This is a genomic window from Streptomyces sp. TLI_053 (assembly GCF_900105395.1).
Lineage (GTDB): Bacteria > Actinomycetota > Actinomycetes > Streptomycetales > Streptomycetaceae > Kitasatospora.
Genome location: NZ_LT629775.1, coordinates 5,917,501 through 5,941,489, shown reverse-complemented (window position 1 = coordinate 5,941,489; position 23,989 = coordinate 5,917,501). Strand labels below are relative to the sequence as shown.

Sequence of the window (23,989 nt, the reverse complement as noted above, 5' to 3'; positions counted from 1 at the left end):
TGGCGCGCGCCACTCCACCGTCGAACGGCGGGCCGGTGCCGGTGCGGTGCCGGTCCGGGCCCTGTCCGCCGCGGGGCCGCCGCCGGTCCGGGGCCGGGAGACGCCGGTCCGGGGCCGGGGAGCGCCTCAGCCGGCGATCCGGCCCGCCAGCTCCACCGCCTCCGCCAGGCTGTCCACCACCGGCACGCCGACCGGCTCCAGCTTCTCCCTGGTGTGCGAGCCGCCGGTGTAGAGCACGGCATGCGCGCCCGCCTCCAGCGCGGCCAGCGCGTCGTCCGCCGCGTCCCCGATCAGTACGGTGCGGGCCGGGTCCACCTGCGTGCCGAGCGCCGCCAGGTGCCGGACCAGGTACTCGGCCTTCTGCCCGCCGGCCGGGCCGCTGCGCCCGTCCACCCGCAGGAACTGGCCGGTCAGACCGAAGCCCTCGACGACCGGCAGCAGCCGGTCGTGCTCGTACATGGACAGCAGCGACTGGCTCCGCCCGGCCGCACGCCAGTCGTCCAGCAGCTCGCGGGCGCCGTCGGTGAGGCCGCAGGCGACGCTCAGCTGGCGGTAGCGGTCGTGGAACGCGTCGTCCAGACGCAGCCACTCGGCCTCGGAGGGCAGCCGGCCGAGCAGCCGCTGGTAGAACCGGGGGATCGGGATCTCGTACTGCTCGCGGTACTCCTGCAGCGTCATCGGCCCGACACCGATGGTCGCGAAAGCGGCGTTGCTCGCTCCGAGCACCGCTTCCATGTCGTGGAAGAGCGTTCCGTTCCAGTCCCAGACGATATGAGTGCGCACGTCTGAACGGTAGCGCCGCGCCCGGCCGGACCGGTAGGACGGGGCTCACGGTGCCCGGGGGCCGGACACCGGGGCACGGTGTGCCCGGGGCGGGCCCGGGCACACGACCCGGCGCGGTCTCAGGCCAGCAGGCCGGCGATCTCCTGGGTGGCGAACCACAGCAGGTCGTGGTCCTCGGCGCCGTCCACGGTGAACTGGGCGTCCTGGTCGCCCGCGTCCGCGGCCGCCACCGCCCCGACCGCCGCCGCCACGTCGGCCACCACGTCGCGGTCCGCGACATCGGCGTGCACGGCGGCCGCCTTGGCCAGCTTCAGCGGCCCGGCCAGCACCACCCGGCCCAGCGAGGCCTGGTCCTGGTACTCGTCGCCGGGGAACGGCGTCACGGCCGAGTCGGCGACGTCGAGCGCGATCACGACCCGGCGGCGCGGGGCGTCCGGCTCGGCGGCCAGCAGCCGGAGCGAGGACTGGGCGGCCCGGTTGAGCGCCGCGTACTCCAGCTCCTCCAGGTCGTCGCTGACGTACCACTCGCGCAGCGCGGGCGTCACGGCGTACGCCGCGGACTGCTCCAGCGCGCCGCCCGAGTGCGCCGCCGCCAGGCCGGTCAGGGTGGTGGGCACGTACACGCGCATCGGTGGCACTCTCCGGTTCGTCCAGCGGCACAGCTTCCAGCGTCCCCAAGAATAAGCTCCGGACGCGGCTCCGCGATCACCCGTGCACCCGTCGGCCGTCCCGGCGGGCCCGCGCGCGCCCCCGCGGGCCCGCCGCCCCGCCGTTCCGGGGCCCGTCCCGCCGGCCGTCCCGGGTCAGCGGGCGGCCTCCAGGGCCCGGCGGCAGGTGGTCAGCGCGCTCTCCAGGACCGGGCCCCGACGGGACGGATCCATCATGTTCGGCCCCATCACGGCGAGGTCCGCGGGGGCGGGCGCGAGCAGGTGAACCCGGACGCCGCCCGCCCGCAGCAGCCCGGCCTCGCGTTGCAGCTGCCGGGTCACCGCCCTGCGGTAGCGGCCGACCACCTGGGCGAGCACCCCGCGCGGGAGGTCCAGCCCGCGCCGGGCGCGCGCGAATACGGACGCGCCCGGGACGGACTCCGCGTGCCCCGGTTGCGCACGGCCCGGCGGGTCGCCCCACAGCGCCATCGGCGCCAGGACGTACACCTCGTCGAGGCCCCGGTCGAGCAGCAGGTCGGCGTTGGTGGCCGACCAGCAGCCGCCGTCCACGTAGTCCGCGCCGCCCACCCGGACGGGGGCGAACCAGCCCGGGATCGCGCAGGAGGCCATCACCGCCTCGCCGACGCCGGCGGGCGGGGCGTCCGGGTCGCCGAAGACCACCCGGTGGCCGCTGCGGTAGTCCACCGCGACGACCCGCAGCGCCGGGGCCCGCCCGGCGAACCCGGGCGGCGCGGGCCCGTCCGCCCCTGTCGTCGCCGTCGTTCCCGCCGTCCGCGTCGACGCCGTCGCCCCTGTCGTCGCCGTCGTTCCCGTGCCCCCGGCCGCCCCGGTGCCGCCGAACAGACCGCCGACCAGCGCGCCCACCGGTTCCAGCGAACCCCGGCCGTGCGGGGCCATCGCCGAGACCAGGGTGAGCAGCGGGTACTCGCGCGGGTGCCGCACGGCGTCCCGCAGCAGCCCCGGCGAGCCGATGCCCGCCCGGGGCCGCGGCGGCAGCGCGCCACCGACCGCCGTGTCGTAGTCGAAGTCGACCCCGGCCAGCGGCCCGGACGTGATCGGCAGTCCCCGCTGGTGGTCCCGGAGCTGCTCGGCGCCGACCCCGGCGGCCAGCAGCGCGCCCAGGATCGCCCCGGCCGAGGTGCCGAGCACCACCTCCGCGTCACCGGCCCGGCGGCCGGTGGCCTCCTCCACCGCGCAGAGCGCGCCGACCGTCCAGGCCGCGCCGAGCATGCCCCCGCCGCCCAGCACCAGACCGCGCCGGGGAGCGCCGGCGGCCCGCGGTGCCGTCGGCCGTGACCCGGATACCCATGTCGTCATGCCGGCCGCCTGTCCTCGTCGGGGCGGTACTGCTCCGGAGCGGGCGCGCGACGGACGGCCCGCCCCGGCTCCGGTCTCCGATCCTGCGCGCCGACCGGCCCGGGCCGCAACGCCCGTCCCGGCGAAACCGACCGTCCTCTTTCGGGCTTTCCCGCCCTTCCCGGTGCGTCAACCCGGTGCCGACCGACTCGGCCCGAACCCGTTCCCGCAGGGGCCGACTCACCCGGATAGGTGAATTTTCCGGAGGCGGGAGCACCCCGCGCAAAGCCGTTGCCGCCCGCTGCGGACGGCCGCTAACAAGGAACCCGTCCGCACCCGCACCACCCCCACCGCACCGCAGCACCCCGGCCCGCAGCAGCAGCCCGGGCCCCGACCCGCCCGCCGCCCCGAGGAAGGCCCATGACCTCGTGTCCGAACCGCACCGCTCCCCCGCCCGCCCCGCCCGCCGTCCTGTCGGCGCGCCCGTACCGCCCGCACGGCACCGCCCGGGACCACCGGGCACCCGCCGAGCCTCGGCGCCCCCGGCACCCCAGGGCAGCCTGCGCCGACCCGCCGGGCCACGACCCGCGGAGCGGCCTGAGCGCTCGGTTCGCACACCGGCTGGTGGAGGTGCTGACCGGCTCCCGGCCGTCCGGGCAGCTGCTGCGCCACACCACCCTGGACTGCTACGGCCAGCTGTCGGCCCTGGTCCGGGCGGGCACCCTGCGCGGGACGCGGGGCGGCGAGCGGCCGCGGCTCGGCCCGGTGCACGACCGTTCACCGGCGCCGGGCGCGGTCGAGGCCTGTGTCCGGGTCGACCTCGGCGGCCGGCACCACATGGTGGCGTTCCGGCTGGAGCCGCGCGGACCCTCCGGCCAGTGGCAGTGCACCGCCGTGGAGGCCCGATGAGCCGCCCCGGAGCGTACCCGCCGCCGCAGCCCCATCCGTACGCGCACGCGGCAGCGCACCCGGCCGCGCACGCCCGGTGGGCGGACGCCACCGCGGTGCCCCCGCCCCCGCCGGCCCCGGGAACGACGCCGGGCGCCACCCCCGTACGGGAATGGCGCCCGGCGCGGCGGCCGACCGGACCGGTCGGCCCCGCCTCAGCTCTTGCGGCGGCGGCCCTTGGCCGACTTGGCGGCCTTGCGGCGCTCGGCGCGGGTCAGACCGTCGCCCTCGTCCTCGGCACCGAGGTCGTCGAACTCGCCCTCGACCACACCGCCGCCGACCTCCTCCGAGGGGGCCGTGTAGTGCAGCCGCTGCGGCTTCGGGGCCTCCAGGCCCTTGGCCTTGATCTCCGGACGGGGGGCGTCCTTCTCCAGCTTGTCGAGCATCACCTGGGCGTCCTCGACCGGGACCTCCTCGACCTGCTGCTCGACCTGGACCTCCAGGTTGAACAGGTAGCCGACGGACTCCTCCTTGATGCCCTCCATCATCGCGGTGAACATGTCGAAGCCCTCGCGCTGGTACTCGACCAGCGGGTCGCGCTGCGCCATGGCCCGCAGACCGATGCCCTCCTGGAGGTAGTCCATCTCGTAGAGGTGCTCGCGCCAGCGGCGGTCCAGCACCGAGAGGACGACCCGGCGCTCCAGCTCGCGCATGATCTCCTCGCCGAGCTGGTCCTCACGGGCGCCGTACTGGCCCTGGACGTCCTCCTGGATGGCCTTGGTGAGGAACTCCGGGGTGAGGCCCGCGGCGCCGCCGGCCTCCTCCTCCAGCTCGGCCAGGTCCAGGGTGACCGGGTAGAGCTGCTTGAGCGCGGTCCAGAGCTTCTCGAGGTCCCAGTCGTCCTCGAAGCCCTCGCCGGTGGCGGCGTTGACGTACGCCTCGACGGTGTCGTCCATGAAGTGGCCGACCTGCTCCTGCAGGTCCTCGCCCTCCAGGACGCGGCGGCGCTCGCCGTAGATGACCTCGCGCTGGCGGTTCAGCACCTCGTCGTACTTGAGGACGTTCTTGCGGATCTCGAAGTTCTGCTGCTCGACCTGGGTCTGCGCGGAGGCGATGGCCCGGGTGACCATCTTCGACTCGATCGGCACGTCCTCGGGCACGTTGGCCATCGAGAGCACGCGCTCGACCATGCCGGCCTTGAACAGACGCATCAGGTCGTCGCCGAGCGACAGGTAGAAGCGGGACTCGCCCGGGTCGCCCTGACGGCCGGAGCGGCCGCGCAGCTGGTTGTCGATCCGGCGGGACTCGTGCCGCTCGGTGCCGAGGACGTAGAGGCCGCCGGCCTCCTTGACCTCGTCCTGCTCCGTCTTCACGGCCGCCTTGGCCTTCTCCAGCGCGGCCGGGAACGCGGCCTCGTACTCCTCCGGGCTGTCCTCCGGGGTGAGCCCGCGCTGCGCCAGCTCGGCCGCCGCGAGGTGGTCGGCGTTGCCGCCGAGCATGATGTCGGTGCCTCGGCCGGCCATGTTGGTGGCGACGGTGACGGCGCCCTTGCGGCCCGCCTGGGCGACGATCTGCGCCTCGCGCTCGTGGTGCTTGGCGTTCAGCACCTCGTGCGGGATGCCGCGCTTGCGCAGCTCCTGCGACAGGTACTCGGACTTCTCGACCGACACGGTGCCGACCAGCACCGGCTGGCCCTTCTCGTGCTTCTCTGCGATGTCCTCGACCACGGCCGCGAACTTGGCCGGCTCCGACTTGTAGATGAGGTCGGGCTGGTCGATGCGCAGCGGGTTCTTGTTGGTGGGGATCGGCACCACACCGAGCTTGTAGATCTGGTGGAACTCGGCGGCCTCGGTGGTACCGGTACCGGTCATACCGGCCAGCTTGTCGTACAGGCGGAAGAAGTTCTGGAGGGTGATGGTGGCCAGGGTCTGGTTCTCGTTCTGGACCTCCACCCCTTCCTTCGCCTCGATCGCCTGGTGCATGCCCTCGTTGTAGCGGCGGCCGGCGAGGATACGACCGGTGTGCTCGTCGACGATCATGACTTCGCCGTTCATGACGACGTAGTCCTTGTCGTTCTTGTACAGCTCCTTGGCCTTGATGGCGTTGTTCAGGAAGCCGACGAGCGGGGTGTTCACCGACTCGTAGAGGTTGTCGATGCCGAGGTAGTCCTCGACCCGGGTGACGCCCTCCTCGAGAATGCCCACGGTGCGCTTCTTCTCGTCGACCTCGTAGTCGCGGTCGATCTTCAGGCGCAGCACCAGCTTGGCGAAGTCGGCGTACCACTTGGTCGCCTGGTCGGCCGGGCCGGAGATGATCAGCGGGGTCCGGGCCTCGTCGATGAGGATCGAGTCGACCTCGTCGACCACCGCGAAGTTGTGGCCGCGCTGGACGAGCTCGTCCTTCGACCAGGCCATGTTGTCGCGCAGGTAGTCGAAGCCGAACTCGTTGTTGGTGCCGTACGTGATGTCCATCGCGTACTGGCGCTTGCGCTCGGCGGGCGTCATGTTGCCGAGGATCACGCCGACCTCGAGGCCGAGGAAGCGGTGCACCCGGCCCATCCACTCCGAGTCGCGCTCGGCGAGGTAGTCGTTGACCGTGATGAGGTGCACGCCCTTGCCGGTCAGCGCGTTCAGGTACGCGGGCAGGGTGCCGACGAGGGTCTTGCCCTCACCGGTGCGCATCTCGGCGACGTAGCCGTGGTGCAGCGCGGCGCCGCCCATGATCTGGACGTCGTAGTGCCGCTGGCCGAGCACGCGCTTGGCGGCCTCGCGGACGGTGGCGAAGGCCTCGGGGAGGATGTCGTCCAGCGACTCGCCGTCGGCGAGCCGCTGCCTGTACTCGTCCGTCAGGGCGCGAAGCTCGGCGTCGGTGAGGTTGACGAAGTCCTCTTCGATGGAGTTGACCTGGGCGGCAATCCGCTGCAGCTTGCGAAGGATCTTGCCTTCGCCGGCGCGCAGGATCTTGTCGAAGACGGACACGTGAGCGGGCTCCTTGCCTGTATTGGCACTGGACGACTGCACGGCGGATCCACCCCACCGCACGGGCCATCGTATGCGAGGAGCCCAATGCCTCGGGAGGTGCGTCAGCACGGTATTCCCGTGTCACCCCTGCGAGCACATGCCCCGATAGCATTCCCCACCGGGGCAAACCGGGCGGCCGTCCGGAGAGTTGGGCGCCCGGGACCGTTAATCGGATGCTCGGATTCATCTCTGGACGAAATAATCCGCCCATGGAAGAAAGCCCCGAACCCCGCCCCGGGGAGCAGCCCGGCCCGCCCGCCGCCGGGCCCGGCCGCGAACCGGTCGTCCTCACCACCGAGCGCCTCGTCCTGCGGGCTCCGCACGAGTCCGACATCGACGCGATCGAAGCCGCCTGCCAGGACCCGGAGATCCAGCGCTGGACGGTCGTCCCCGTTCCGTACCTGCGCGGCGACGCCGAGTACTTCGTGTCCGACCTGGCCCGCAACGGGTGGCGGACCGGCGAGAACCCGATCTGGTGCGTGATCGAGCGCGAGTCCGGCGCACTGGTCGGCACCCAGGGGCTGACCCTCCCCGCCGGGCGGCCCGGCGTCGCCGAGATCGGCTGGTGGGCGACCAAGGAGTTCCGCGGCCGCGGCTACACCGCGGAGGCGGCCACCGCGGTCGCCCGCTACGGGCTGGCCGAGCTCGGCCTGCGCCGGCTGGAGTGGATCGCCTACGTCGGCAACGAGGGCTCCCGCGCGGTCGCCGCGAAGGTCGGTTTCCGGTTCGAGGGCACCCTGCGCGCGTACGCCCAGCAGCGCGGACAGTTCCACGACTCGTGGATCGCCTCCCTGCTGCCCGGCGACCTCGCCGACTGATCGGGCCCCGCCGCCGCCACGCCCCGGCCGGACTCCGTCCCCTGCCGAACCGCCGCCCGCCCGGATCCCCGGTGCTCCGGGCGGGCGGATTGTCGGTGCCCACCTCTAGGCTCGCCGGCATGACCGCCTCGACCCCCGGCCCGGCCCCGGCCCCGTCCTCCCTCCCCGCCCCGGTGACCGCGCTCGGCGCCGACGACGCCCGCCGGATCGCCCTGCGCGCCCAGGGCCTGCTCGGCGCGCCCGACCGCCGCGGCGGGGTGCCCGGGGTGCTGCGCCGGCTCGGCTCCGTCCAGCTCGACACCATCTCGGTGCTGGCCCGCTCGCACGAACTCGTGCCGTACGCAAGGCTCGGCGCGGTCGGCCGCCCGGCGGTCGAGGCGGCGTACTGGGGTGCCGGCGCGACCTTCGAGTACTGGTCGCACGCGGCGTGCATCCTGCCGATGGAGGAGTGGCCGCTGTTCGCCTTCCGCCGTCGCCGCTACCGCGCGAAGGACAACGTCTGGGGCAAGCAGAGCGAGGCGGCGACCTACCGCTCGGTGCTGGACCGGCTGCGCGCCGAGGGCCCGCTCACCTCCACCGAGCTGGGCGGCGCCAAGAAGACCGCCGAGTGGTGGGACTGGTCGGACACCAAGATCGCGGTGGAGCGGGCCCTGGCCTTCGGCGATGTGGTCTGCACCGAGCGCAGGAGCTGGAAGCGCGTCTACGCGCTGGCCGAACAGGCCGTCCCGGCCGAGCTGTTCGCCGCCGAACCGGACGACGCCGAGTGCCTGCGCACCCTGGTCGCCCAGTCCGGTGCGGCCCTCGGCGTCGGCACCCGCGCCGACATCGCCGACTACCACCGGCTGCGCGCCGACCAGGTGGACGCGGTGCTGCCGGACTCCGGACTCGTCCCGGTCACGGTGGCCGGCTGGGGCCCGGACGGCACCCCCGGCGCGGCCTGGGCCGACCCGGAGGCACTCGCCACCACGCCGCGCGGCCGCCACCGCACCACCCTGCTGTCGCCGTTCGACTCACTGATCTGGGAACGCCCGCGCACCGAGCGGATCTTCGGCATGCTCCACCGCCTCGAGGCGTACACCCCCAAGCACAAGCGGGTGCACGGCTACTTCGCGATGCCGGTGCTGACCGGCGGCCGGCTGGTCGGCCGGGTGGACCCGGCCCGCGAGGGCCGGACCCTGGTGGCACGTCAGGTCTCGCTGGACTCCCCCCGCCACCTGGAGGCGCTGGCCGACGCGCTGCGCGAGGCGGCCGGCTGGGTGGGCTGCGACACCGTCCGGGTCGAGGCGCTGCAGGACGACTCGCTGCGCCCGGCACTGGAGCGGCTGTTGGCCTGACCGGGGTGCCCCGCCGGGCACCCCGACTCCCCCGGGCACCCCGGCCGCCACGGCGGCCGGGGCCCACCGGGCCCCGCGGTCACCCTATTTCGAGGATCTTCTCCCGCATCGCGTACACCACGGCCTCCATCCGGGAGTGCAGCTGCAGCTTCTCCAGGATGTTGCGCACATGGTTCTTCACGGTGTTCTCGCTGATGAACAACTCCTTGGCGATCTCCCGGTTGTTCATCCCGGTGGCCACCAGCTTCAGCACCTCCAGCTCCCGGTCCGTCAGCCGCGGCGCGGGCACCAACTCCCTTTCGTCGGAGCGGCGCTGGATCATCGACTTGAACTCGGTGAGCAGCTTGGACGCCATCGACGGGCTGATCTGGGACTGCCCGTCGGCGACCGCGCGGATCGCGGTGGCGACCTCGTCGGTGGAGATCTCCTTGAGCAGGTAGCCGGTGGCCCCCGCCTTGATCGCCTCGTAGAGGTCGGCCTCCTCGTCGCTTATCGTCAGCATGATGATCTTGGTGCTGGGTGCGACGTCCTTGATCGCGGTGCAGGCCTCGATCCCGCTGCGGCGCGGCATCCTGACGTCCATGAGGATGATGTCGGGCAGCAGGTCGGCCGCCTTGAGCACCGCCTCCGCACCGTCCCCGGCCTCGCCGACGACGGTGATGTCCTCCTCCTCGGCCAGCACGATCTCCAGGCCGCGGCGGAACAGCGCGTGGTCGTCCACCACCAGGACGCGGATCGGCTCCCCCCGGCGCGGCGCGTAGTCGGACTCGGCCCCGGGGCCGGACGACACCCCCACGACCGGCACTGTCGCGGGCCCCAGCCCGAAGTGATCCCCCATCCGCTCCTCCCCCGTCGCCGGTCGTCGTCGGCCAATCATTCCACGGCCGGGGGCCCTCGCGGTCACCCTCCGGTGCCGATTGCCCCGCATCGGGTGACCTGTCCGGTGACCGCTGTCCGCGGACCGGCCCCGGAACGCCCCGCACCTGCCCCGGGGTGCGGCGTCCCGGCCCCGGAACGCCGGTGACCCCGGCGGCGGTCGCCACCGGGGTCACCCCTCTCCTGCTGTCCGGACGGTCAGTCCTCGTCGTCGCCCGCACCGATCGCACCGCCGGCGCCGCCGCCCTCGACCGACGAACCGTCGGCCTTCAGGTGGATCACGCCGTAGTGGTAACCGTGCCGGCGGTACACGACGCTCGGCAGGCCACTGTCCTTCTCCACGAAGAGGTAGAAGTCGTGGCCGACCAGCTCCATCTCGTAGAGCGCCTGGTCGAGCGCCATCGGGGCGGCCGGGTGGGTCTTCTCCCGGACCACCAGCGGGCCTTCGCCCTCCACTTCCAGGGATCCCATCATGGTCTTGCGGACGGCCCCGTTGGTGCCGCTCTCCGACGGCTTCGCCTCGGGCAGCGCGGCCAGGGCCGCGGTCGCCTCGGCGACGCTGATCGGGGTGCGGCTGCCGCTGCCGCCCTTGTGGACCCGACGCCGGTCCGCGGACTTGCGCAGTTGGGCGTCGAGCTTCGCCGAGGCCAGATCGAGCGCCGCGTAGGGGTCAGCGGCGGCGGCCTCGGCCCGGATCACCGGGCCACGGGTACGGAGGGTGATCTCCACGCGGTCGGACCGGTCGGCCTGCCGCGGGTTGTGTTCCTTGGACACCTCGACATCGAGGCTGATCGCCTTGGTGTCGAACTTCTGGACCTTCTCCAGCTTCTCGGCCACGTGATCCCGGAACCTCTTCGGCACCTCGGTCTTGCGGCCCTTGACGACGATGTCCACGCAGAACTCCGATCCCTCGTTCTGTCGCCGGCCCGGGTGCTACCGGACCGGACTGAGACCAGCCGGACCAGCCGATACATCCGCCGGCCCTCCGCCCCACCGGCAACGGTGGGAACGACTGGCCCTCACTGCACTTCCTCCCCACCAGGGACGGTTGAAACCCCCTGGAGCCTCATCGAACACCTCACACGGGGTTTTCGCCTCTCCGGCGGAGACTTCGGGTATGACGGAGTGATGGGCCGGCGGTCAAGCTGCTGCACCCCTGTCTACCCTCTCGCGAGTGAAACACAGGTAAATACCTGGACAACACCCCCCGTACGGCGCATTCTTTGCTCACTCTCCGTGCCCCACCCGCGAGGAGCGGCCGTGCCCCGGACCTCCGCAGCACCCCGTCGGCAGTCCCACCAGGGTCCCTTCGCCCACACTCTGACCGGCCTCCTCGACGCGCTGCTCCCGGCCCCCTGCACGGGCTGCGGGGCCGACCTCGGCCACTTGTGCCCGGATTGCCGCGACCTACTCGCCACCACCCCTCCGGCGCCCGTCGCGGCCCTCCCCCGGGCGTACGCGGCCGCGCCGTACGACGGCCCGGTCCGACGGCTGCTGCTCGCCCACAAGGAGCGCGGCGCGCTGGGGCTGGCCGGACCGCTCGGCGACGCGCTCGCCCGGGCGGTGCGCTCCGCACTCGGCCCCTGCCCGGGGCCGGCGCCCCTGCTGCTGGTCCCGGTCCCCTCCGCCCGGGCGGCGGTCCGCGCCCGGGGGCACGACCCCACCCTGCGGCTGGCCCGCGCCGCCGCCGGGGCCCTGCGCCGGGAGGGGCTGGAGGCCCGCGCCGTGCCGCTGCTGCGCCACGCCCGGCCGGTCGCCGACCAGGCCGGCCTCTCGGCCGCCGAGCGTCATCACAACCTGCGCGACGCGCTCACCGTCCGACCGCCCGGCCGCCTGCGCCGGTCCGGCCGCCCCGGCCCCGCCGGGTACCGGCCGGTCCTGGTCGACGACCTGGTGACCACCGGCGCCAGCCTCGTCGAGGCGGCCCGGGCACTGTCCGCCGCCGGCCTGCCGCCCGCCGCGGCCGCCACGGTCGCGGCCGCCGTCCCGCACCACCACCGGCACCGCCCGGACACCCCCGGCCGGTGACGTACACCCGAGGGCCTGCCGCTGACGGACACCCGAGGCCCCGGCCCGCGCCGAGCGCCCGGCCTCAGCCCGGGTAGACGAACGCGGAGGCCTTGTACGGCAGCACCAGCTCCCGCCACTGGTTGTTGACCAGCCGGTAGGGCTTGCCGGTTTCCTTCTCCAGCGCCAGCACGGGCGGCACCGGCACCCCGTTGGTCCCCCGCGACTCCGACGCGGCGGCGGCGACCATCTCCCCGCCGCTCAGCAGCCTCGCGTCCCGGTTCTGCGACCCGTCGGTGCTGATGTACTGCAACTGCTGGGCCTTGTCCTTCTCCTTGCCCAGCACCAGCAGCTGGTCGGCCTCCGCCCAGGACACCGCCAGCACCTCCTGGAACGCCGGGTTGGCCAGCCGCAGCCCGGTGATCCTCGCGGTCGGGGCGTCCTTGGTCCCGCCGTGGACGAGCAGCCCCAGCCAGAGCCGCTGGTCCTTGCTGTCCTTGCCCTCCTTCAGCAGCAGGGCGACCCGCACGCCGTCCGAGGACACCTTGACGCCCTGCACCGAGCGCCCGAGCAGGTCGTCCACCGCGACCGGGACGGCCTGCTTGTCCCGCACCATCAGCACCCGCGGCCCGGCCGGGTCGCGGTCCACCACGTACAGGTCGCCGCGCCCGTCCCAGGTCGGCGAGGTCAGCCCGTCGTCACCCTTCGAGCCCGGACGGCTCGGGGTGGTGAGCACCGGCTGCGGCATGGCCGACAGCGAGTCCAGGAACGGCACCGTGAAGAGCTGGTGGCCGTCGGCGCTGATCGCCGCGGCACGCTCGCCGTCGCGGGCCACCGCGACCGCGCCCAGCGGCCGCCCGCTCGGCTGCACCCGCCCCAGCGGCCCGTGCACGGGCTCACCGACCGCGTCCCCGCGCGTCTCGTGCAGCACGCCGTCGTCGGCCCGCTGGTAGAACTGCCGGGGGGACATCTGCCCGGCCAGCGAGCCGGGCCCGGTCGCGGGCTCGTCGGCACGGCTCGCCTGACAGACCGGACCGCCGTGCTTGGCCTTGAGCTCGAGCCGTTCGACCTGTCCGGTGCCCTGGTCGGCGAGGGTGTAGAGGAGCTGGGTGGCCATCCGCCGGCAGGCGGTGGCACTGCCGAGGTCGACCCCGACGAGCGTCACGTGTCCGGTGCGGTTGTCGTCCAGGGTCACCGAGTCGACCGCGCCGGGCCCGAGCCCTGCCGGGAAGGCCGAACGGGCGACCGGCGTCAGCCAGGTCGACGGCCCCGAGACCAGCGCGCGGACCGCCGAACCCAGCGGGTCTATTCGGCGCCGCAGGTAGATCGGGTCGGCGATCAGCACGTCCTGGTTGGTCACCGAGGCCGCGGTGGGCGCGGACGGGTCGGGCGCGGCGTAGTAGAACCGGTCGACCTGGCGGTAGCTGTTGCGGAAGTTGACCTCGTTGAGGATCAGCCCGTCCGGCAGCTTGTCGATCCGCCACTCGCCCGCCTTCTCCCGCACGAAGGAGAAGTTGAACTCGATCGGGCGCGGCGACTCGCCGTACGAGTGCCGGTCGTCCACCTGGGAGACCAGCTGCCCGCGGACCGGGATCGACACCTCGGTGTCGTTGTCGGTCACGCCGACGTTGATGTGGCCCGGGTTGGCGGCGAGCACCTTGATGCCCGCCTCGGGGTTCCAGCTGGTCCGGGCGTCCGGCGTCAGGTACTTGCGCGCCGTCGTGTAGCTGTCGTCGGCGGTCAGGGCGTCGAGGAACCCGGCCAGCAGGTCCTGCGGCCCGGCCCCCTTGGCCGGCTCCACCGGGAAGATCCTGACCTGGAGGTTCTTCTCCGCCGAGTTCTTGGACAGCTCGATCTTGGTGACGCCCCCGGAATCCGGCATCGCCGCGCAGCCGGCGGCCAGCAGGGCACCGACCAGCGCGCCCGCCGTCCCGGCCAGCCGCAGCTCAGTCCTGGTGCTGGTCCTTCGCACGCCGCGACCCCTCCGTGTCCGTTCCACCCGTGCCGTCCGCCCCTGCGTCCTCGTCCGGCCCCGCGGTCCGCTGCGCCACCGACGGCCGACCGGGCGTCGGGTCCACCATGACCTGGGCCCCGGTCGCACCGTACCCCGCGCCGACCGGCAGCACGTCCGACGGATCCGCGCGCGGGCCCTCGGCGGGCCTGCGGCCGAGACCGGGGCCGATGCTCAGCACACCGCCGAGGCCGCTGCCGAACCCGTTGCCGGAGGTGTCCGGCGTCTCCGGGACGGCCTGCTCGTCGGTCGCGGTGAGGGCGGTCGCCCCGGCCGGGCGCGCGGCCCGCCGGTACGGCGCCCCGTAGGTGCCCAGGCCCCGGTTGTTGCGGGAGTCCTCCGGCTCCAGCCGGAACGGCGCCCGGCTGATCTCCCCGCCGCGGGTGCGCGGCATGGTGAGCCGGAAGTGCGAGCCGCCGCCCGGTTCCCCCCAGGCCTGCAGCCAGCCGCCGTGCAGATGCGCGTCCTCGACCGCGATCGACAGGCCGAGGCCGGTGCCGCCGGTGGTCCGCACCCGGGACGGGTCGGCCCGCCAGAACCGGTGGAACACCCGGGACGCCTCGCCCGGCTTGAGACCGATGCCGTAGTCCCGGACACCGATCGCGACCGCGCCGTCCCGCGAGCCCAGCCGGACCACGACGTCCCGGCCCTCGCCGTGCTCCAGCGCGTTGACCACCAGGTTGCGCAGGATGCGCTCGATCCGCCGGGAGTCGACCTCCGCCAGCACCGGCTCGCCGTCGCCGCGGATCACCACGGCGCTGCCCTTGGCCTGCGCCAGCGGATCGGCGGCCTCGACCACCCGGCCGACGATCTCGCGCAGGTCGACCGGCTCGGCGTCCAGGACGGCCGCGCCCGCGTCGAAGCGGCTGATCTCCAACAGGTCGGCGAGCAGCGACTCGAACCGGTCGAGCTGGCCCTGGAGCAGCTCGGCGGAGCGGGCCGCCATCGGGTCGAGGTCCTCGCGGCTGTCGTAGATCAGGTCGGCGGCCATCCGGACGGTGGTCAGCGGCGTGCGCAGCTCGTGCGACACGTCCGAGACGAAGCGCCGCTGCACCCGGGAGAGTTCCTCCAGCTGCCGGATCTGCGCCTGCAGCGCGTTGGCCATCCGGTTGAACGACTCGCCGAGACGGGCGATGTCGTCGGTGCCGGTGACCTTCATCCGCTCTTCCAGGTGCCCGGCGGCCAGCCGCTCGGAGATCCCGGCAGCCATCCGGACCGGTGTGACCACCTGGCGCACCACCAGCCAGGCGATGCCGCCCATCATGATCACCACGAACACCCCGGCGGTCGCCAGCGTGCCGGTGACCAGCCCCAGGGTCTTGGTCTCCTGGCCGAAGGAGAAGACGTAGTACAGCTGGTAGCTGCCGTTGCCGGGCCCGGTGAACTGCTGCCCGAAGACCAGTCCCGGCTCGGTGCCCACACGGCTCTCCGGCGAGCGCTGGATCCGGGTGGGCTGGCTGAAGCTCTGGCCGGGCTCCTGCGCGACCCTGGCCTTGAGGCTGTCGGGGATGCTGCTGGGCAGGATGTCCGCGGAGTAGCGCGGGCCGAGGCCGGCCTTCTCCGGCTGGACGGTCTGGCCGGTGCCGGGCAGCATCGCGATCACCGAGTAGACGTTCTGCCCGCTCGCCGCCAGGTCACCGACCTGCTGGAGCAGCCAGGTGCCCAGCCCCTCGGTGGCGGGATCGGTGGTCGGGGTCCGCAGCCGCAGGTCGTTCGCGTCGTCGATCTTCTTGAGCTCGGTCTGGAATCCCGCGAGCGCCTGGTCCCGGGCCGCCGACCGCTTGGTCTCCAGCAGCCCGGTGCGCACCTGCGCCACCACGACGACGCCCAGCACCATCACCACCACGACCGACAGCAGCAGCGTGGCCGCCACCACCCGCAGCTGGATCGACCGCCGGTACAGCGCCGCCACCCGGTGCAGGGGGCGCCGCAGCTGTCGGTTCACCAGCGCGAGCAGGGCGACCGGCCCCCGTCGGCGGCGGCTGCGCACGGTCGAACTCAGTACGTCCCCGCGCACGGCGCCGCCACCCCCGTCGGTCGCGGTACCCGCCGGGGTCTCGTCGGCCCGGTACATCACGTCAGCTGGGCCCGGCCTTGTAGCCGACGCCGCGGACGGTCACCACGATCTCGGGACGCTCCGGGTCCTTCTCGATCTTGGAGCGCAGCCGCTGCACATGGACGTTGACCAGCCGGGTGTCCGCCGCGTGCCGGTAGCCCCAGACCTGCTCCAGCAGCACCTCGCGGGTGAACACCTGCCACGGCTTGCGGGCCAGCGCGACCAGCAGGTCGAACTCCAGCGGGGTCAGCGGGATGCCCCGGCCGTCGCGCTTCACCGAGTGACCGGCCACGTCGATCACCAGATCGCCGATGGTCAGCTGCTCCGGAGTCGGCTCCTCGGCCCTGCGGAGCCGGGCCCGCACCCGGGCCACCAGTTCCTTGGGCTTGAACGGCTTGGTCACGTAGTCGTCGGCACCCGACTCCAGGCCGACCACGACGTCCACCGTGTCGGTCTTGGCGGTCAGCATGACGATCGGAATGCCGGACTCCGCCCGGATCTGCCGGCAGACGTCGATGCCGTCCCGGCCGGGCAGCATCAGGTCGAGCAGGACCAGGTCCGGCTTGGTCTCCCGGAACGCGGCTAGCGCCCTGTCCCCATCCGCGACGAAAAACGGCTCAAAACCCTCACCACGCAGCACAATGCCGAGCATCTCGGCCAGTGCGGAGTCGTCATCAACGACGAGGACGCGTCCCTTCATGCGTCCATCTTCTCATTACCGGATTGTGACCTGCCGCACAGCAGTCCCATTGCTCCAGAACGGCCAACTGGCGATCCGGGCGAATTCAAGCCAAACCGGGCCAATCTCCTGCCCCCTCCAGCCCCCCGGGCCACCGCCGATGCCGACGAAACGTCCGCCGCCCGGCCGTTGCCGTTCAGCAACCGGCTCCCCCTGGGGCGCGTCCGGGCACCATGGCACGATGGGCGCTGCGCGCGGGTGAAGATCCACCCGGTGCCGCGCCCCCGAAGCCCTCCGAGGAGCAGTGATGACCGACACTCCGGGCTGGGCCTCGCCCGGCTCGTCCGAGCCGCCCCGCGACGGTGCCCGGCCCAGCGCCGACGCACCCGCCGCCGTGCCCGGCCAGTCGGCACCGCCCCAGGACACCCCGCCGCCGCCCTACTCCGGGCAGCAGCCCGCCTGGGGCACGCGGCCCGGCCACGGCGGACCCCCGCCCGGCTGGGGCCCGCAGCCCGGCCACGGCGGCTACGGCTGGGGCGTACCGCAGAGCCCCAAGCCCGGCGTGATCCCGCTGCGCCCGCTCGGCCTCGGCGAGATCCTCGACGGCGCGGTCTCCACCGTCCGCAAGCACTGGCGGGTCACCCTCGGCCTCGCCCTCGGCGTCGCGGTCGTCCAGCAGGGCGCCTCGCTCGGCGCCCAGCTCGCCGTCCAGGGGGACACCGGCGACCTCACCCCGGTGCTGACCGCCCTGATCAGCCTGCCGCTGTCGATGCTGCTCGGCGTGGTCGCCTCGGCCCTGCTGACCATGGTGGTCAGCCGCGCCATCCTCGGGCAGGCCGTGTCGATCGGCGACGCCTGGCGCGACGCCAGGCCCCGGCTGCTCCAGCTCCTCGGCCTCACCCTGCTCACCGGTCTCATCGCCGGCGGCATCGTCCTGCTGGGCTTCGCCCCGCTGATCGGCTACCTGGTCGCCGGGGCCGAGGAACCCGCGATCGTCGGCCTGCTCGTCGTCGTGGGCCTGCTCAGCCTCCCGGTCGCCGTCTGGATCGGCATCCAGCTCAGCCTGGCCGCCCCCGCCCTCATGCTGGAGAAGCAGGGCGTCATCACCGCCCTCTCCCGCTCCCGCCGGCTGGTCAACCGCTCCTGGTGGCGGATCTGCGGCATCACCGTGCTGAGCCAGATCATCGCCGCGGTCGTCGGCGGTGTGATCAGCACCCCGTTCACGATCGCCGGAATGGTGATCGGCTTCGACGACTTCGTCGGCCAGGTCGACGCCGGGCAGAGCGGCAGCATGCCCGCCGCCATGCTGGTCGCCATGGCGATCGGCGGCGTCCTCTCCTCCACCGTCACCCTCCCCTTCACCGCCACCATCGGCGTGCTGCTCTACGTCGACCAGCGGATCCGCCGCGAGGCCCTCGACATCGAGCTCGCCCGCGCCGCCGGCCTGCCCGAGCACGGCGGCACCGGCTGGGGCGACCAGGCCGGCCCCGCCCCCGCAAGGCTCTGAGCCCGATGCCGGTCCGGGGGGAGACCGTCGTGCTCGCGGGTGGCGCCCCGGTCACGACACCGCGCGACGCCGCCAAGGACGCGGCCCGCGACGAACTGATCAACGCCGACTACCACCGCCACGACCCGAGCCTGCGGGAACGGGTCCTCGACTGGATCTCGGCCCGGATCGACGAGGCGCTGGGCGCGCTCACCGGCGACGGCACCAGCGGCGCCACCGGCCTGGTCCTGTTCCTGCTGGTCGCCGCGGTGATCGGCGCCGCCCTCTGGTGGCGCCTCGGCGCTCCGAAGCGGGCCGCCCGCACCCACTCCGGGGTCTTCGGCCGCACCGGCCCGCGCAGCGCCGCCGAGCACCGGACCGACGCCGAACGGCACGCCGCCGCCGGCCGCTGGACCGAGGCCGTCCGCGAGCAGATGCGCGCCCTGGTCCGCGGCCTCGAGGAACGCACCCTGCTCGACGCCCGCCCCGGCCGCACCGCCGACGAGGCCGCCGCCGAGGCCGGTCGCGCCCTGCCCGGCCACGCGGCCGAGCTCGCCGCGGCCGCCCGCGCCTTCGACGACATCGCGTACGGCGAGCGCGCCGCCGACCAGGGCGCCTACCAGTCGCTGCGCGCCCTCGACCGGGCCCTCGAACGCGCCCGCCCGGTCCTCGCCCCGGCCGCCGGAGGAGCCGCATGACCAGCGCCGCCCCCGCTCCCCCGACCGACCCGGCCGCCGCCCCGATCCCCACCGGCACCGCACCGATCGGCACCGGCACCGCACCGATCGGCACCGCACCCACCAGCACCGCACCGACCGGCCGCGGACTGTGGCGGCGCGCCCGCTGGTACCTGCTCACCGCCGCCCTGGTACTGCTCGCCGCGGTCCTGCTCGCGGCCGTCGACCAGGAGCGCCGGTACCCGCCGCTCGACCCCCGCTCCTACGAGCCCACCGGCAGCCACGCCGTGATCGCCCTGCTGGAGCGCGAGGGCCTCCAGGTCGCCCTGACCGCCGACCCGGCCGTGCGGCCCACCGGCACCGACACCCTCGTCCTGCCCGAACCCGACCTGCTCACCCCCGAGCAGCTGACCGCCGTCGCCGCCGCCGGGTACAGCCGGGTGGTCCTGGTCTCCCCCGGACCCGCCGCCCTCAGCGCCCTCGTCCCCGGCGTCCGCACCTCCGACGAGAACGGCGGCATCCCGTACGCCGGTGTCCGCAGCACCGACTCCGGCTGCTCCCTCCCGGAAGCCGTCCGGGCCGGCAGCGCCCATCTCGGCGGCCTGCTCTACACCGCCGGCAGCCGCGGCGAAGGCTGCTACCCGCGCGGCCACGGATACCCGCTGGTCGCCGTCACCACCGGCCGGAACACCGACGTCGTGGTCCTCGGCAGCGGCGAGTTCCTCACCAACGACCTGCTCGGGAAGGACGGCAACGCCGCCCTGGGACTCGGCCTGCTCGGTTCCCGGCCGCACATCACCTGGCACCTGCCCGACTACACCGCCCCGGTCGCCGAGGGCGGGCGCAAGAGCTTCCAGGACTACATCCCCGAGGGCTGGACCTGGGCCGGCTACCAGCTCGGCATCGCCGTCCTGCTCGCCGCGCTCTGGCGCGCCCGGCGACTCGGCCCGGTGGTCAGCGAGAGGCTGCCGGTCGTGGTCCGCGCCTCCGAGACCACCGAGGGCCGCGCCCGCCTCTACCGCCGGGCCAAGGCCCGCGGCCGGGCCGCCGACGCCCTGCGCCGCGCCACCGCGCTGCGCATCGCGCCGGCCCTGGGCGTCCCGCCCGTGGCCGGCGCGCCCGACCCCACCGCCCTCTGCGCGGCCGTCGCGGACCGCCTCCCCGAACGGCCCGCCGGGGACGCCGCGGCCCTGCTGTACGGCCCTCCCCCGACCGACGACGCCGCACTGCTGCGGCTCGCCGACGACCTCGACACCCTCGAAAGGCAGGTACGGAAGCCGTGACCGAGAAGGCCACCACCCAGCTCCGCATCACCCCCGGCCCGGCGCCCGCCACCACCGGCACCACCGTCCCCGGCAGCGCCGCTCCCGCCAGCGACCCGCGCCTCGGCGACCCGCGCGAGGCGCTCACCGCCCTGCGCGCCGAGATCGCCAAGGCCGTCGTCGGTCAGGACGCCGCCGTCACCGGCCTCGTCGTCGCCCTGCTCTGCGGCGGCCACGTGCTGCTCGAAGGCGTCCCCGGTGTGGCCAAGACCCTGCTGATCCGCACCCTCTCCACCGCGCTCAGCCTGGGGACCAAGCGCATCCAGTTCACCCCCGACCTGATGCCCGGTGACGTCACCGGCTCGCTGGTCTACGACGCCCGCACCGCCGAGTTCTCCTTCCAGCCCGGCCCGGTCTTCACCAACCTGCTGCTCGCCGACGAGATCAACCGCACCCCGCCGAAGACCCAGGCCGCCCTGCTGGAGGCCATGGAGGAGCGGCAGGTCACCGTCGACGGCGAGCCCCGCGCGCTACCGGTGCCGTTCCTGGTCGCCGCGACCCAGAACCCGGTCGAGTACGAGGGCACCTACCCGCTGCCCGAGGCCCAGCTCGACCGCTTCCTGCTCAAGCTGGTCCTCCCGCTGCCCGACCGCGACCAGGAGTTCCAGGTCCTCGCCCGGCACGCCGCCGGCTTCGACCCGCGCGACCTCGCCGCGGCCGGTGTGCGCCCGGTCGCCGGCCCCGAGCACATCGCCGCCGCCCGCGAGCAGATCGCCGGGCTGACCGTGGCCCCCGAGGTGCTCGCCTACATCGTCGACCTGTGCCGGGCCACCCGGCAGTCGCCCTCACTCTCCATCGGCGTCTCCCCGCGCGGCGCCACCGCGCTGCTCGGCGCCTCCCGCGCCTGGGCCTGGCTGGCCGGCCGCGACTACGTCACCCCCGACGACGTCAAGGCGCTCGCCCTGCCCACCCTGCGGCACCGCGTCGCCCTGCGGGCCGAGGCGGAGATGGAGGGCGTCACCGCGGACTCCGTGATCCAGGCCGTCCTCGCCCAGACCCCGGCCCCGCGCTGATCCCCGCACCGGGCACCGCACCGGGCACCGCAGCACCGGAGATCACCGCCCCGGGTACCACCGCCCCACGTTTCGCCGCCTCACCGTCGGCCCCGACGAAGGAACGCACCGCATGGCCATCACCGGGCGAACCGCCCTGCTCGCCGCGCTCGGCGCCCTCGTCACGGGCCTGCTGCTGCCGTCCTGGGCGGGTGTCGGCGCCGTCACCGGCGCGGTCCTGCTCGCGGTCGTCCTCGACCTGGTGCTCGCCGCCCCCGTCCGCGGCCTGCGGATCGACCGGGGCGGCGACACCACGGTCCGACTCGGCGAACCCGCCGCGGTCGAACTGACCGTCACCAATCCGACCGGACGCCCCCTGCGGGCCCGGATCCGCGACGCCTGGGCCCCGTCGGCCTGGCGGCCCGGCACCGGGTTCGCCGCCTCCCGGCACACCCTCACCGTCCCCGGCCACGAACGCCGCCGCGTCACCACCGTCCTCACCCCGACCAGGCGCGGGGACCACCACGCCCACAAGGTGACCGTCCGCTCGCTGGGCCCGCTCGGCCTGGCCGGGCGTCAGGGCTCGCACCTCGTCCCCTGGACGGTCCGCGCCCTGCCCCCGTTCGCCAGCCGCAAGCACCTGCCCTCCCGGCTCGCCCGGCTGCGCGAACTCGACGGCCGGACCTCGGTCCTGACCCGCGGCCAGGGCACCGAGTTCGACTCGCTGCGCGAGTACCTGCCCGGCGACGACATCCGCTCCATCGACTGGCGGGCCAGCGCCCGCCGCCACACGGTCGCCGTCCGCACCTGGCGGCCCGAGCGGGACCGGCACATCCTGGTCGTCCTGGACACCGGCCGCACCTCCGCCGGCCGGGTCGGCGACGCACCCCGGCTCGACGCCTCGCTCGACGCCGCACTGCTCCTCACCGCCCTCGCCACCAAGGCCGGCGACCGGGTCGACCTGCTCGCCCACGACCTGCGCAAGCGGACCGCGGTGGCCGGCCGTTCCCCGGGCGAGATCCTCCCGGCCTTCACCAACGCGATGGCCGTCCTGGAGCCCGCCCTCTACGAGACCGACATGCGCTCGCTGGTCGCCACCGCCCTGAAGATGGCACCGCAGCGCTCGCTGATCGTGCTGCTCACCGGCCTGGACGCGGCCTCCGCCGAGGACGGCCTGCTCCCGCTCCTGCCGCTCCTCACCAAGCGCCACGAGGTCGTCCTCGCCTCCGTGTCCGACCCCCACCTCGACGAGCTCGCCGCCGGCCGCGGCACCGTCGAAGCCGTGTACGGCGCCGCGGCCGCCGAGCAGACCCGTGCGGACCGCCGTCTCACCGCCGACCGCCTCACCCGCGCCGGCATCACCGTCCTCGACGCCCCGCCCGCCTCGATCGCCCCGGCCCTGGCCGACACCTACCTCGCCCTCAAGGCCGCCGGCCGCCTCTGACAGAAGCCTTCCGAAGCTTTCCGAACCCGCCCGGGAGCACAAAGAAGCCCGGCCACCGAACCGGTGGCGGGGCTTTTGAGCGCCTTTCGACGGGGTGGTGAACCCCAACCAGGGGTCCGGCCCAGCGTGTCTCCAGGAGCCTTTCCCGGCGCTTCCCAGGATCTTCTCAACGTACTCCGCGTGCTCCGCCGCCGAATCGGGCAGCGTTCCCGTGCCCGCTCAGGGAAATACCACGAGGGGAATACACGCGGAACGCAAAGAACCCCCGCCGGTTTCCCGACGGGGGTTCTTCACAATGATTGTTCGGCGGCGTCCTACTCTCCCACAGGGTCCCCCCTGCAGTACCATCGGCGCTGTGAGGCTTAGCTTCCGGGTTCGGAATGTAACCGGGCGTTTCCCTCACGCTATGACCACCGAAACACTATGAAACTGTCGACCGCACCCGGTTCCTGGCCAGGAACCGGGGGTCGTTGTTTCAGAACAACACAGTGGACGCGAGCAACTGAGGACAAGCCCTCGGCCTATTAGTACCGGTCAACTCCACCCCTCACAGGGCTTCCATATCCGGCCTATCAACCCAGTCGTCTACTGGGAGCCTTACCCTCTCAAGGAGGTGGGAGTGCTCATCTCGAAGCAGGCTTCCCGCTTAGATGCTTTCAGCGGTTATCCCTCCCGAACGTAGCCAACCAGCCATGCCCTTGGCAGGACAACTGGCACACCAGAGGTTCGTCCGTCCCGGTCCTCTCGTACTAGGGACAGCCCTTCTCAACACTCCTACGCGCACAGCGGATAGGGACCGAACTGTCTCACGACGTTCTAAACCCAGCTCGCGTACCGCTTTAATGGGCGAACAGCCCAACCCTTGGGACCTACTCCAGCCCCAGGATGCGACGAGCCGACATCGAGGTGCCAAACCATCCCGTCGATATGGACTCTTGGGGAAGATCAGCCTGTTATCCCCGGGGTACCTTTTATCCGTTGAGCGACGGCGCTTCCACAAGCCACCGCCGGATCACTAGTCCCGACTTTCGTCCCTGCTCGACCCGTCAGTCTCACAGTCAAGCTCCCTTGTGCACTTACACTCAACACCTGATTGCCAACCAGGCTGAGGGAACCTTTGGGCGCCTCCGTTACTCTTTAGGAGGCAACCGCCCCAGTTAAACTACCCACCAGACACTGTCCCTGATCCGGATCACGGACCCAGGTTAGACATCCAGCACGACCAGAGTGGTATTTCAACGACGACTCCACCATGACTGGCGTCACGGCTTCAAAGTCTCCCACCTATCCTACACAAGCCGAACCGAACACCAATATCAAGCTATAGTAAAGGTCCCGGGGTCTTTCCGTCCTGCTGCGCGAAACGAGCATCTTTACTCGTAATGCAATTTCACCGGGCCTATGGTTGAGACAGTCGAGAAGTCGTTACGCCATTCGTGCAGGTCGGAACTTACCCGACAAGGAATTTCGCTACCTTAGGATGGTTATAGTTACCACCGCCGTTTACTGGCGCTTAAGTTCTCAGCTTCGCCCCGACGAATCAGAGCTAACCGGTCCCCTTAACGTTCCAGCACCGGGCAGGCGTCAGTCCGTATACATCGCCTTACGGCTTCGCACGGACCTGTGTTTTTA

The 23,989-nt window shown here is 73.2% G+C and carries 18 protein-coding genes and 2 rRNA genes (1 of these 20 cut by a window edge); 9 read left to right on the top strand and 11 right to left on the bottom strand.

Annotated elements, in window-relative coordinates:
• Positions 1-126: 126 nt before the first annotated feature.
• The 3 genes from BLU95_RS24490 to BLU95_RS24480 form a co-directional block, all read right to left on the bottom strand.
• A complete protein-coding gene (locus BLU95_RS24490; RefSeq protein ID WP_286158582.1) occupies positions 127-783 on the bottom strand; it encodes an HAD family hydrolase in 657 nt (218 codons plus the stop codon).
• A 119-nt stretch (positions 784-902) separates the two neighbouring features.
• Complete coding sequence (locus BLU95_RS24485) at positions 903-1,412, bottom strand: DUF6912 family protein (protein WP_030394295.1); 510 nt, start codon at positions 1,410-1,412, stop codon at positions 903-905.
• A 174-nt stretch (positions 1,413-1,586) separates the two neighbouring features.
• Positions 1,587-2,768 carry a patatin-like phospholipase family protein gene (locus BLU95_RS24480; RefSeq protein ID WP_093861894.1) on the bottom strand — a complete coding sequence of 394 codons (1,182 nt, stop codon included), beginning with the start codon at positions 2,766-2,768 and terminating at the stop codon, positions 1,587-1,589.
• A gap of 399 nt (positions 2,769-3,167) precedes the next feature.
• Between BLU95_RS24480 and BLU95_RS41620 the strand changes: the two genes are divergently transcribed.
• Complete coding sequence (locus BLU95_RS41620; protein WP_107452596.1) at positions 3,168-3,656, top strand: Rv3235 family protein; 489 nt, start codon at positions 3,168-3,170, stop codon at positions 3,654-3,656.
• Positions 3,657-3,850: 194 nt separating this feature from the next.
• Here the strand turns inward: BLU95_RS41620 and secA are convergent, their stop codons facing one another.
• Positions 3,851-6,613, bottom strand: coding sequence for a preprotein translocase subunit SecA (gene secA / locus BLU95_RS24470; protein ID WP_093861892.1), 2,763 nt, complete (start codon positions 6,611-6,613; stop codon positions 3,851-3,853).
• A 251-nt stretch (positions 6,614-6,864) separates the two neighbouring features.
• Between secA and BLU95_RS24465 the strand changes: the two genes are divergently transcribed.
• Both BLU95_RS24465 and BLU95_RS24460 read left to right on the top strand, forming a co-directional pair.
• Positions 6,865-7,473: a GNAT family N-acetyltransferase gene (locus BLU95_RS24465; RefSeq protein WP_093861891.1), complete on the top strand. Its 609-nt coding sequence runs from the start codon at positions 6,865-6,867 to the stop codon at positions 7,471-7,473.
• A gap of 119 nt (positions 7,474-7,592) precedes the next feature.
• Positions 7,593-8,807, top strand: coding sequence for a winged helix-turn-helix domain-containing protein (locus tag BLU95_RS24460; RefSeq protein ID WP_093861890.1), 1,215 nt, complete (start codon positions 7,593-7,595; stop codon positions 8,805-8,807).
• Positions 8,808-8,886: 79 nt separating this feature from the next.
• Here the strand turns inward: BLU95_RS24460 and BLU95_RS24455 are convergent, their stop codons facing one another.
• Both BLU95_RS24455 and hpf read right to left on the bottom strand, forming a co-directional pair.
• A complete protein-coding gene (locus BLU95_RS24455) occupies positions 8,887-9,645 on the bottom strand; it encodes a response regulator (RefSeq protein ID WP_231977758.1) in 759 nt (252 codons plus the stop codon).
• Positions 9,646-9,881: 236 nt separating this feature from the next.
• Positions 9,882-10,577: a ribosome hibernation-promoting factor, HPF/YfiA family gene (hpf, locus tag BLU95_RS24450; RefSeq protein ID WP_093861889.1), complete on the bottom strand. Its 696-nt coding sequence runs from the start codon at positions 10,575-10,577 to the stop codon at positions 9,882-9,884.
• Between the two features lie 366 nt (positions 10,578-10,943).
• Between hpf and BLU95_RS24445 the strand changes: the two genes are divergently transcribed.
• The gene (locus BLU95_RS24445; RefSeq protein WP_353653507.1) at positions 10,944-11,711 is read left to right on the top strand and encodes a ComF family protein; all 768 of its coding nucleotides are present in this window, start codon (positions 10,944-10,946) and stop codon (positions 11,709-11,711) included.
• 64 nt (positions 11,712-11,775) lie between these two features.
• Here the strand turns inward: BLU95_RS24445 and BLU95_RS24440 are convergent, their stop codons facing one another.
• From BLU95_RS24440 to mtrA, 3 genes are read right to left on the bottom strand one after another with little or no spacing between them, the layout of a single operon-like run.
• Complete coding sequence (locus BLU95_RS24440) at positions 11,776-13,662, bottom strand: LpqB family beta-propeller domain-containing protein (RefSeq protein ID WP_093861888.1); 1,887 nt, start codon at positions 13,660-13,662, stop codon at positions 11,776-11,778.
• Complete coding sequence (mtrB, locus tag BLU95_RS24435; protein ID WP_093861887.1) at positions 13,637-15,775, bottom strand: MtrAB system histidine kinase MtrB; 2,139 nt, start codon at positions 15,773-15,775, stop codon at positions 13,637-13,639. Before mtrB ends, BLU95_RS24440 begins: the two co-directional genes overlap by 26 nt.
• Before the next feature lie 4 nt (positions 15,776-15,779).
• A complete protein-coding gene (gene mtrA, locus BLU95_RS24430) occupies positions 15,780-16,457 on the bottom strand; it encodes an MtrAB system response regulator MtrA (protein WP_030247322.1) in 678 nt (225 codons plus the stop codon).
• A gap of 286 nt (positions 16,458-16,743) precedes the next feature.
• Between mtrA and BLU95_RS24425 the strand changes: the two genes are divergently transcribed.
• The 5 genes from BLU95_RS24425 (at position 16,744) to BLU95_RS24405 (ending at position 22,357) form a co-directional block, all read left to right on the top strand.
• On the top strand, positions 16,744-17,943 hold the full coding sequence (locus BLU95_RS24425; protein WP_093861886.1) for a DUF7847 domain-containing protein: 1,200 nt from the start codon (positions 16,744-16,746) through the stop codon (positions 17,941-17,943).
• A gap of 5 nt (positions 17,944-17,948) precedes the next feature.
• Positions 17,949-18,620, top strand: a complete 672-nt coding sequence (locus BLU95_RS24420; protein ID WP_093861885.1) for a DUF4129 domain-containing protein — start codon at positions 17,949-17,951, stop codon at positions 18,618-18,620.
• Positions 18,617-19,882, top strand: a complete 1,266-nt coding sequence (locus BLU95_RS24415) for a DUF4350 domain-containing protein (RefSeq protein WP_231977757.1) — start codon at positions 18,617-18,619, stop codon at positions 19,880-19,882. Before BLU95_RS24420 ends, BLU95_RS24415 begins: the two co-directional genes overlap by 4 nt.
• Positions 19,883-19,908: 26 nt before the next feature.
• Positions 19,909-20,934 (top strand): AAA family ATPase, encoded by a 1,026-nt coding sequence (locus BLU95_RS24410; RefSeq protein WP_093865094.1) that lies wholly within the window; start codon positions 19,909-19,911, stop codon positions 20,932-20,934.
• Between the two features lie 112 nt (positions 20,935-21,046).
• Positions 21,047-22,357 carry a DUF58 domain-containing protein gene (locus tag BLU95_RS24405; RefSeq protein WP_093861884.1) on the top strand — a complete coding sequence of 437 codons (1,311 nt, stop codon included), beginning with the start codon at positions 21,047-21,049 and terminating at the stop codon, positions 22,355-22,357.
• 301 nt (positions 22,358-22,658) lie between these two features.
• Here the strand turns inward: BLU95_RS24405 and rrf are convergent.
• Positions 22,659-22,775 (bottom strand): 5S ribosomal RNA (gene rrf / locus BLU95_RS24400).
• A gap of 86 nt (positions 22,776-22,861) precedes the next feature.
• Positions 22,862-23,989, bottom strand: a 23S ribosomal RNA gene (locus tag BLU95_RS24395); it runs 1,995 nt beyond the window's last position.

Bases quoted from the DNA above. Each gene is read 5' to 3' on its own strand.
- BLU95_RS24485 (WP_030394295.1), bottom strand. From the start codon at position 1,412: ATGCGCGTGTACGTGCCCACCACCCTGACCGGCCTGGCGGCGGCGCAC.
- BLU95_RS24480 (WP_093861894.1), bottom strand. From the start codon at position 2,768: ATGACGACATGGGTATCCGGGTCACGGCCGACGGCACCGCGGGCCGCC.
- BLU95_RS41620 (WP_107452596.1), top strand. From the start codon at position 3,168: ATGACCTCGTGTCCGAACCGCACCGCTCCCCCGCCCGCCCCGCCCGCC.
- BLU95_RS24465 (WP_093861891.1), top strand. From the start codon at position 6,865: ATGGAAGAAAGCCCCGAACCCCGCCCCGGGGAGCAGCCCGGCCCGCCC.
- BLU95_RS24460 (WP_093861890.1), top strand. From the start codon at position 7,593: ATGACCGCCTCGACCCCCGGCCCGGCCCCGGCCCCGTCCTCCCTCCCC.
- BLU95_RS24455 (WP_231977758.1), bottom strand. From the start codon at position 9,645: ATGGGGGATCACTTCGGGCTGGGGCCCGCGACAGTGCCGGTCGTGGGG.
- mtrB (WP_093861887.1), bottom strand. From the start codon at position 15,775: ATGTACCGGGCCGACGAGACCCCGGCGGGTACCGCGACCGACGGGGGT.
- mtrA (WP_030247322.1), bottom strand. From the start codon at position 16,457: ATGAAGGGACGCGTCCTCGTCGTTGATGACGACTCCGCACTGGCCGAG.
- BLU95_RS24425 (WP_093861886.1), top strand. From the start codon at position 16,744: ATGACCGACACTCCGGGCTGGGCCTCGCCCGGCTCGTCCGAGCCGCCC.
- BLU95_RS24420 (WP_093861885.1), top strand. From the start codon at position 17,949: ATGCCGGTCCGGGGGGAGACCGTCGTGCTCGCGGGTGGCGCCCCGGTC.
- BLU95_RS24415 (WP_231977757.1), top strand. From the start codon at position 18,617: ATGACCAGCGCCGCCCCCGCTCCCCCGACCGACCCGGCCGCCGCCCCG.
- BLU95_RS24405 (WP_093861884.1), top strand. From the start codon at position 21,047: ATGGCCATCACCGGGCGAACCGCCCTGCTCGCCGCGCTCGGCGCCCTC.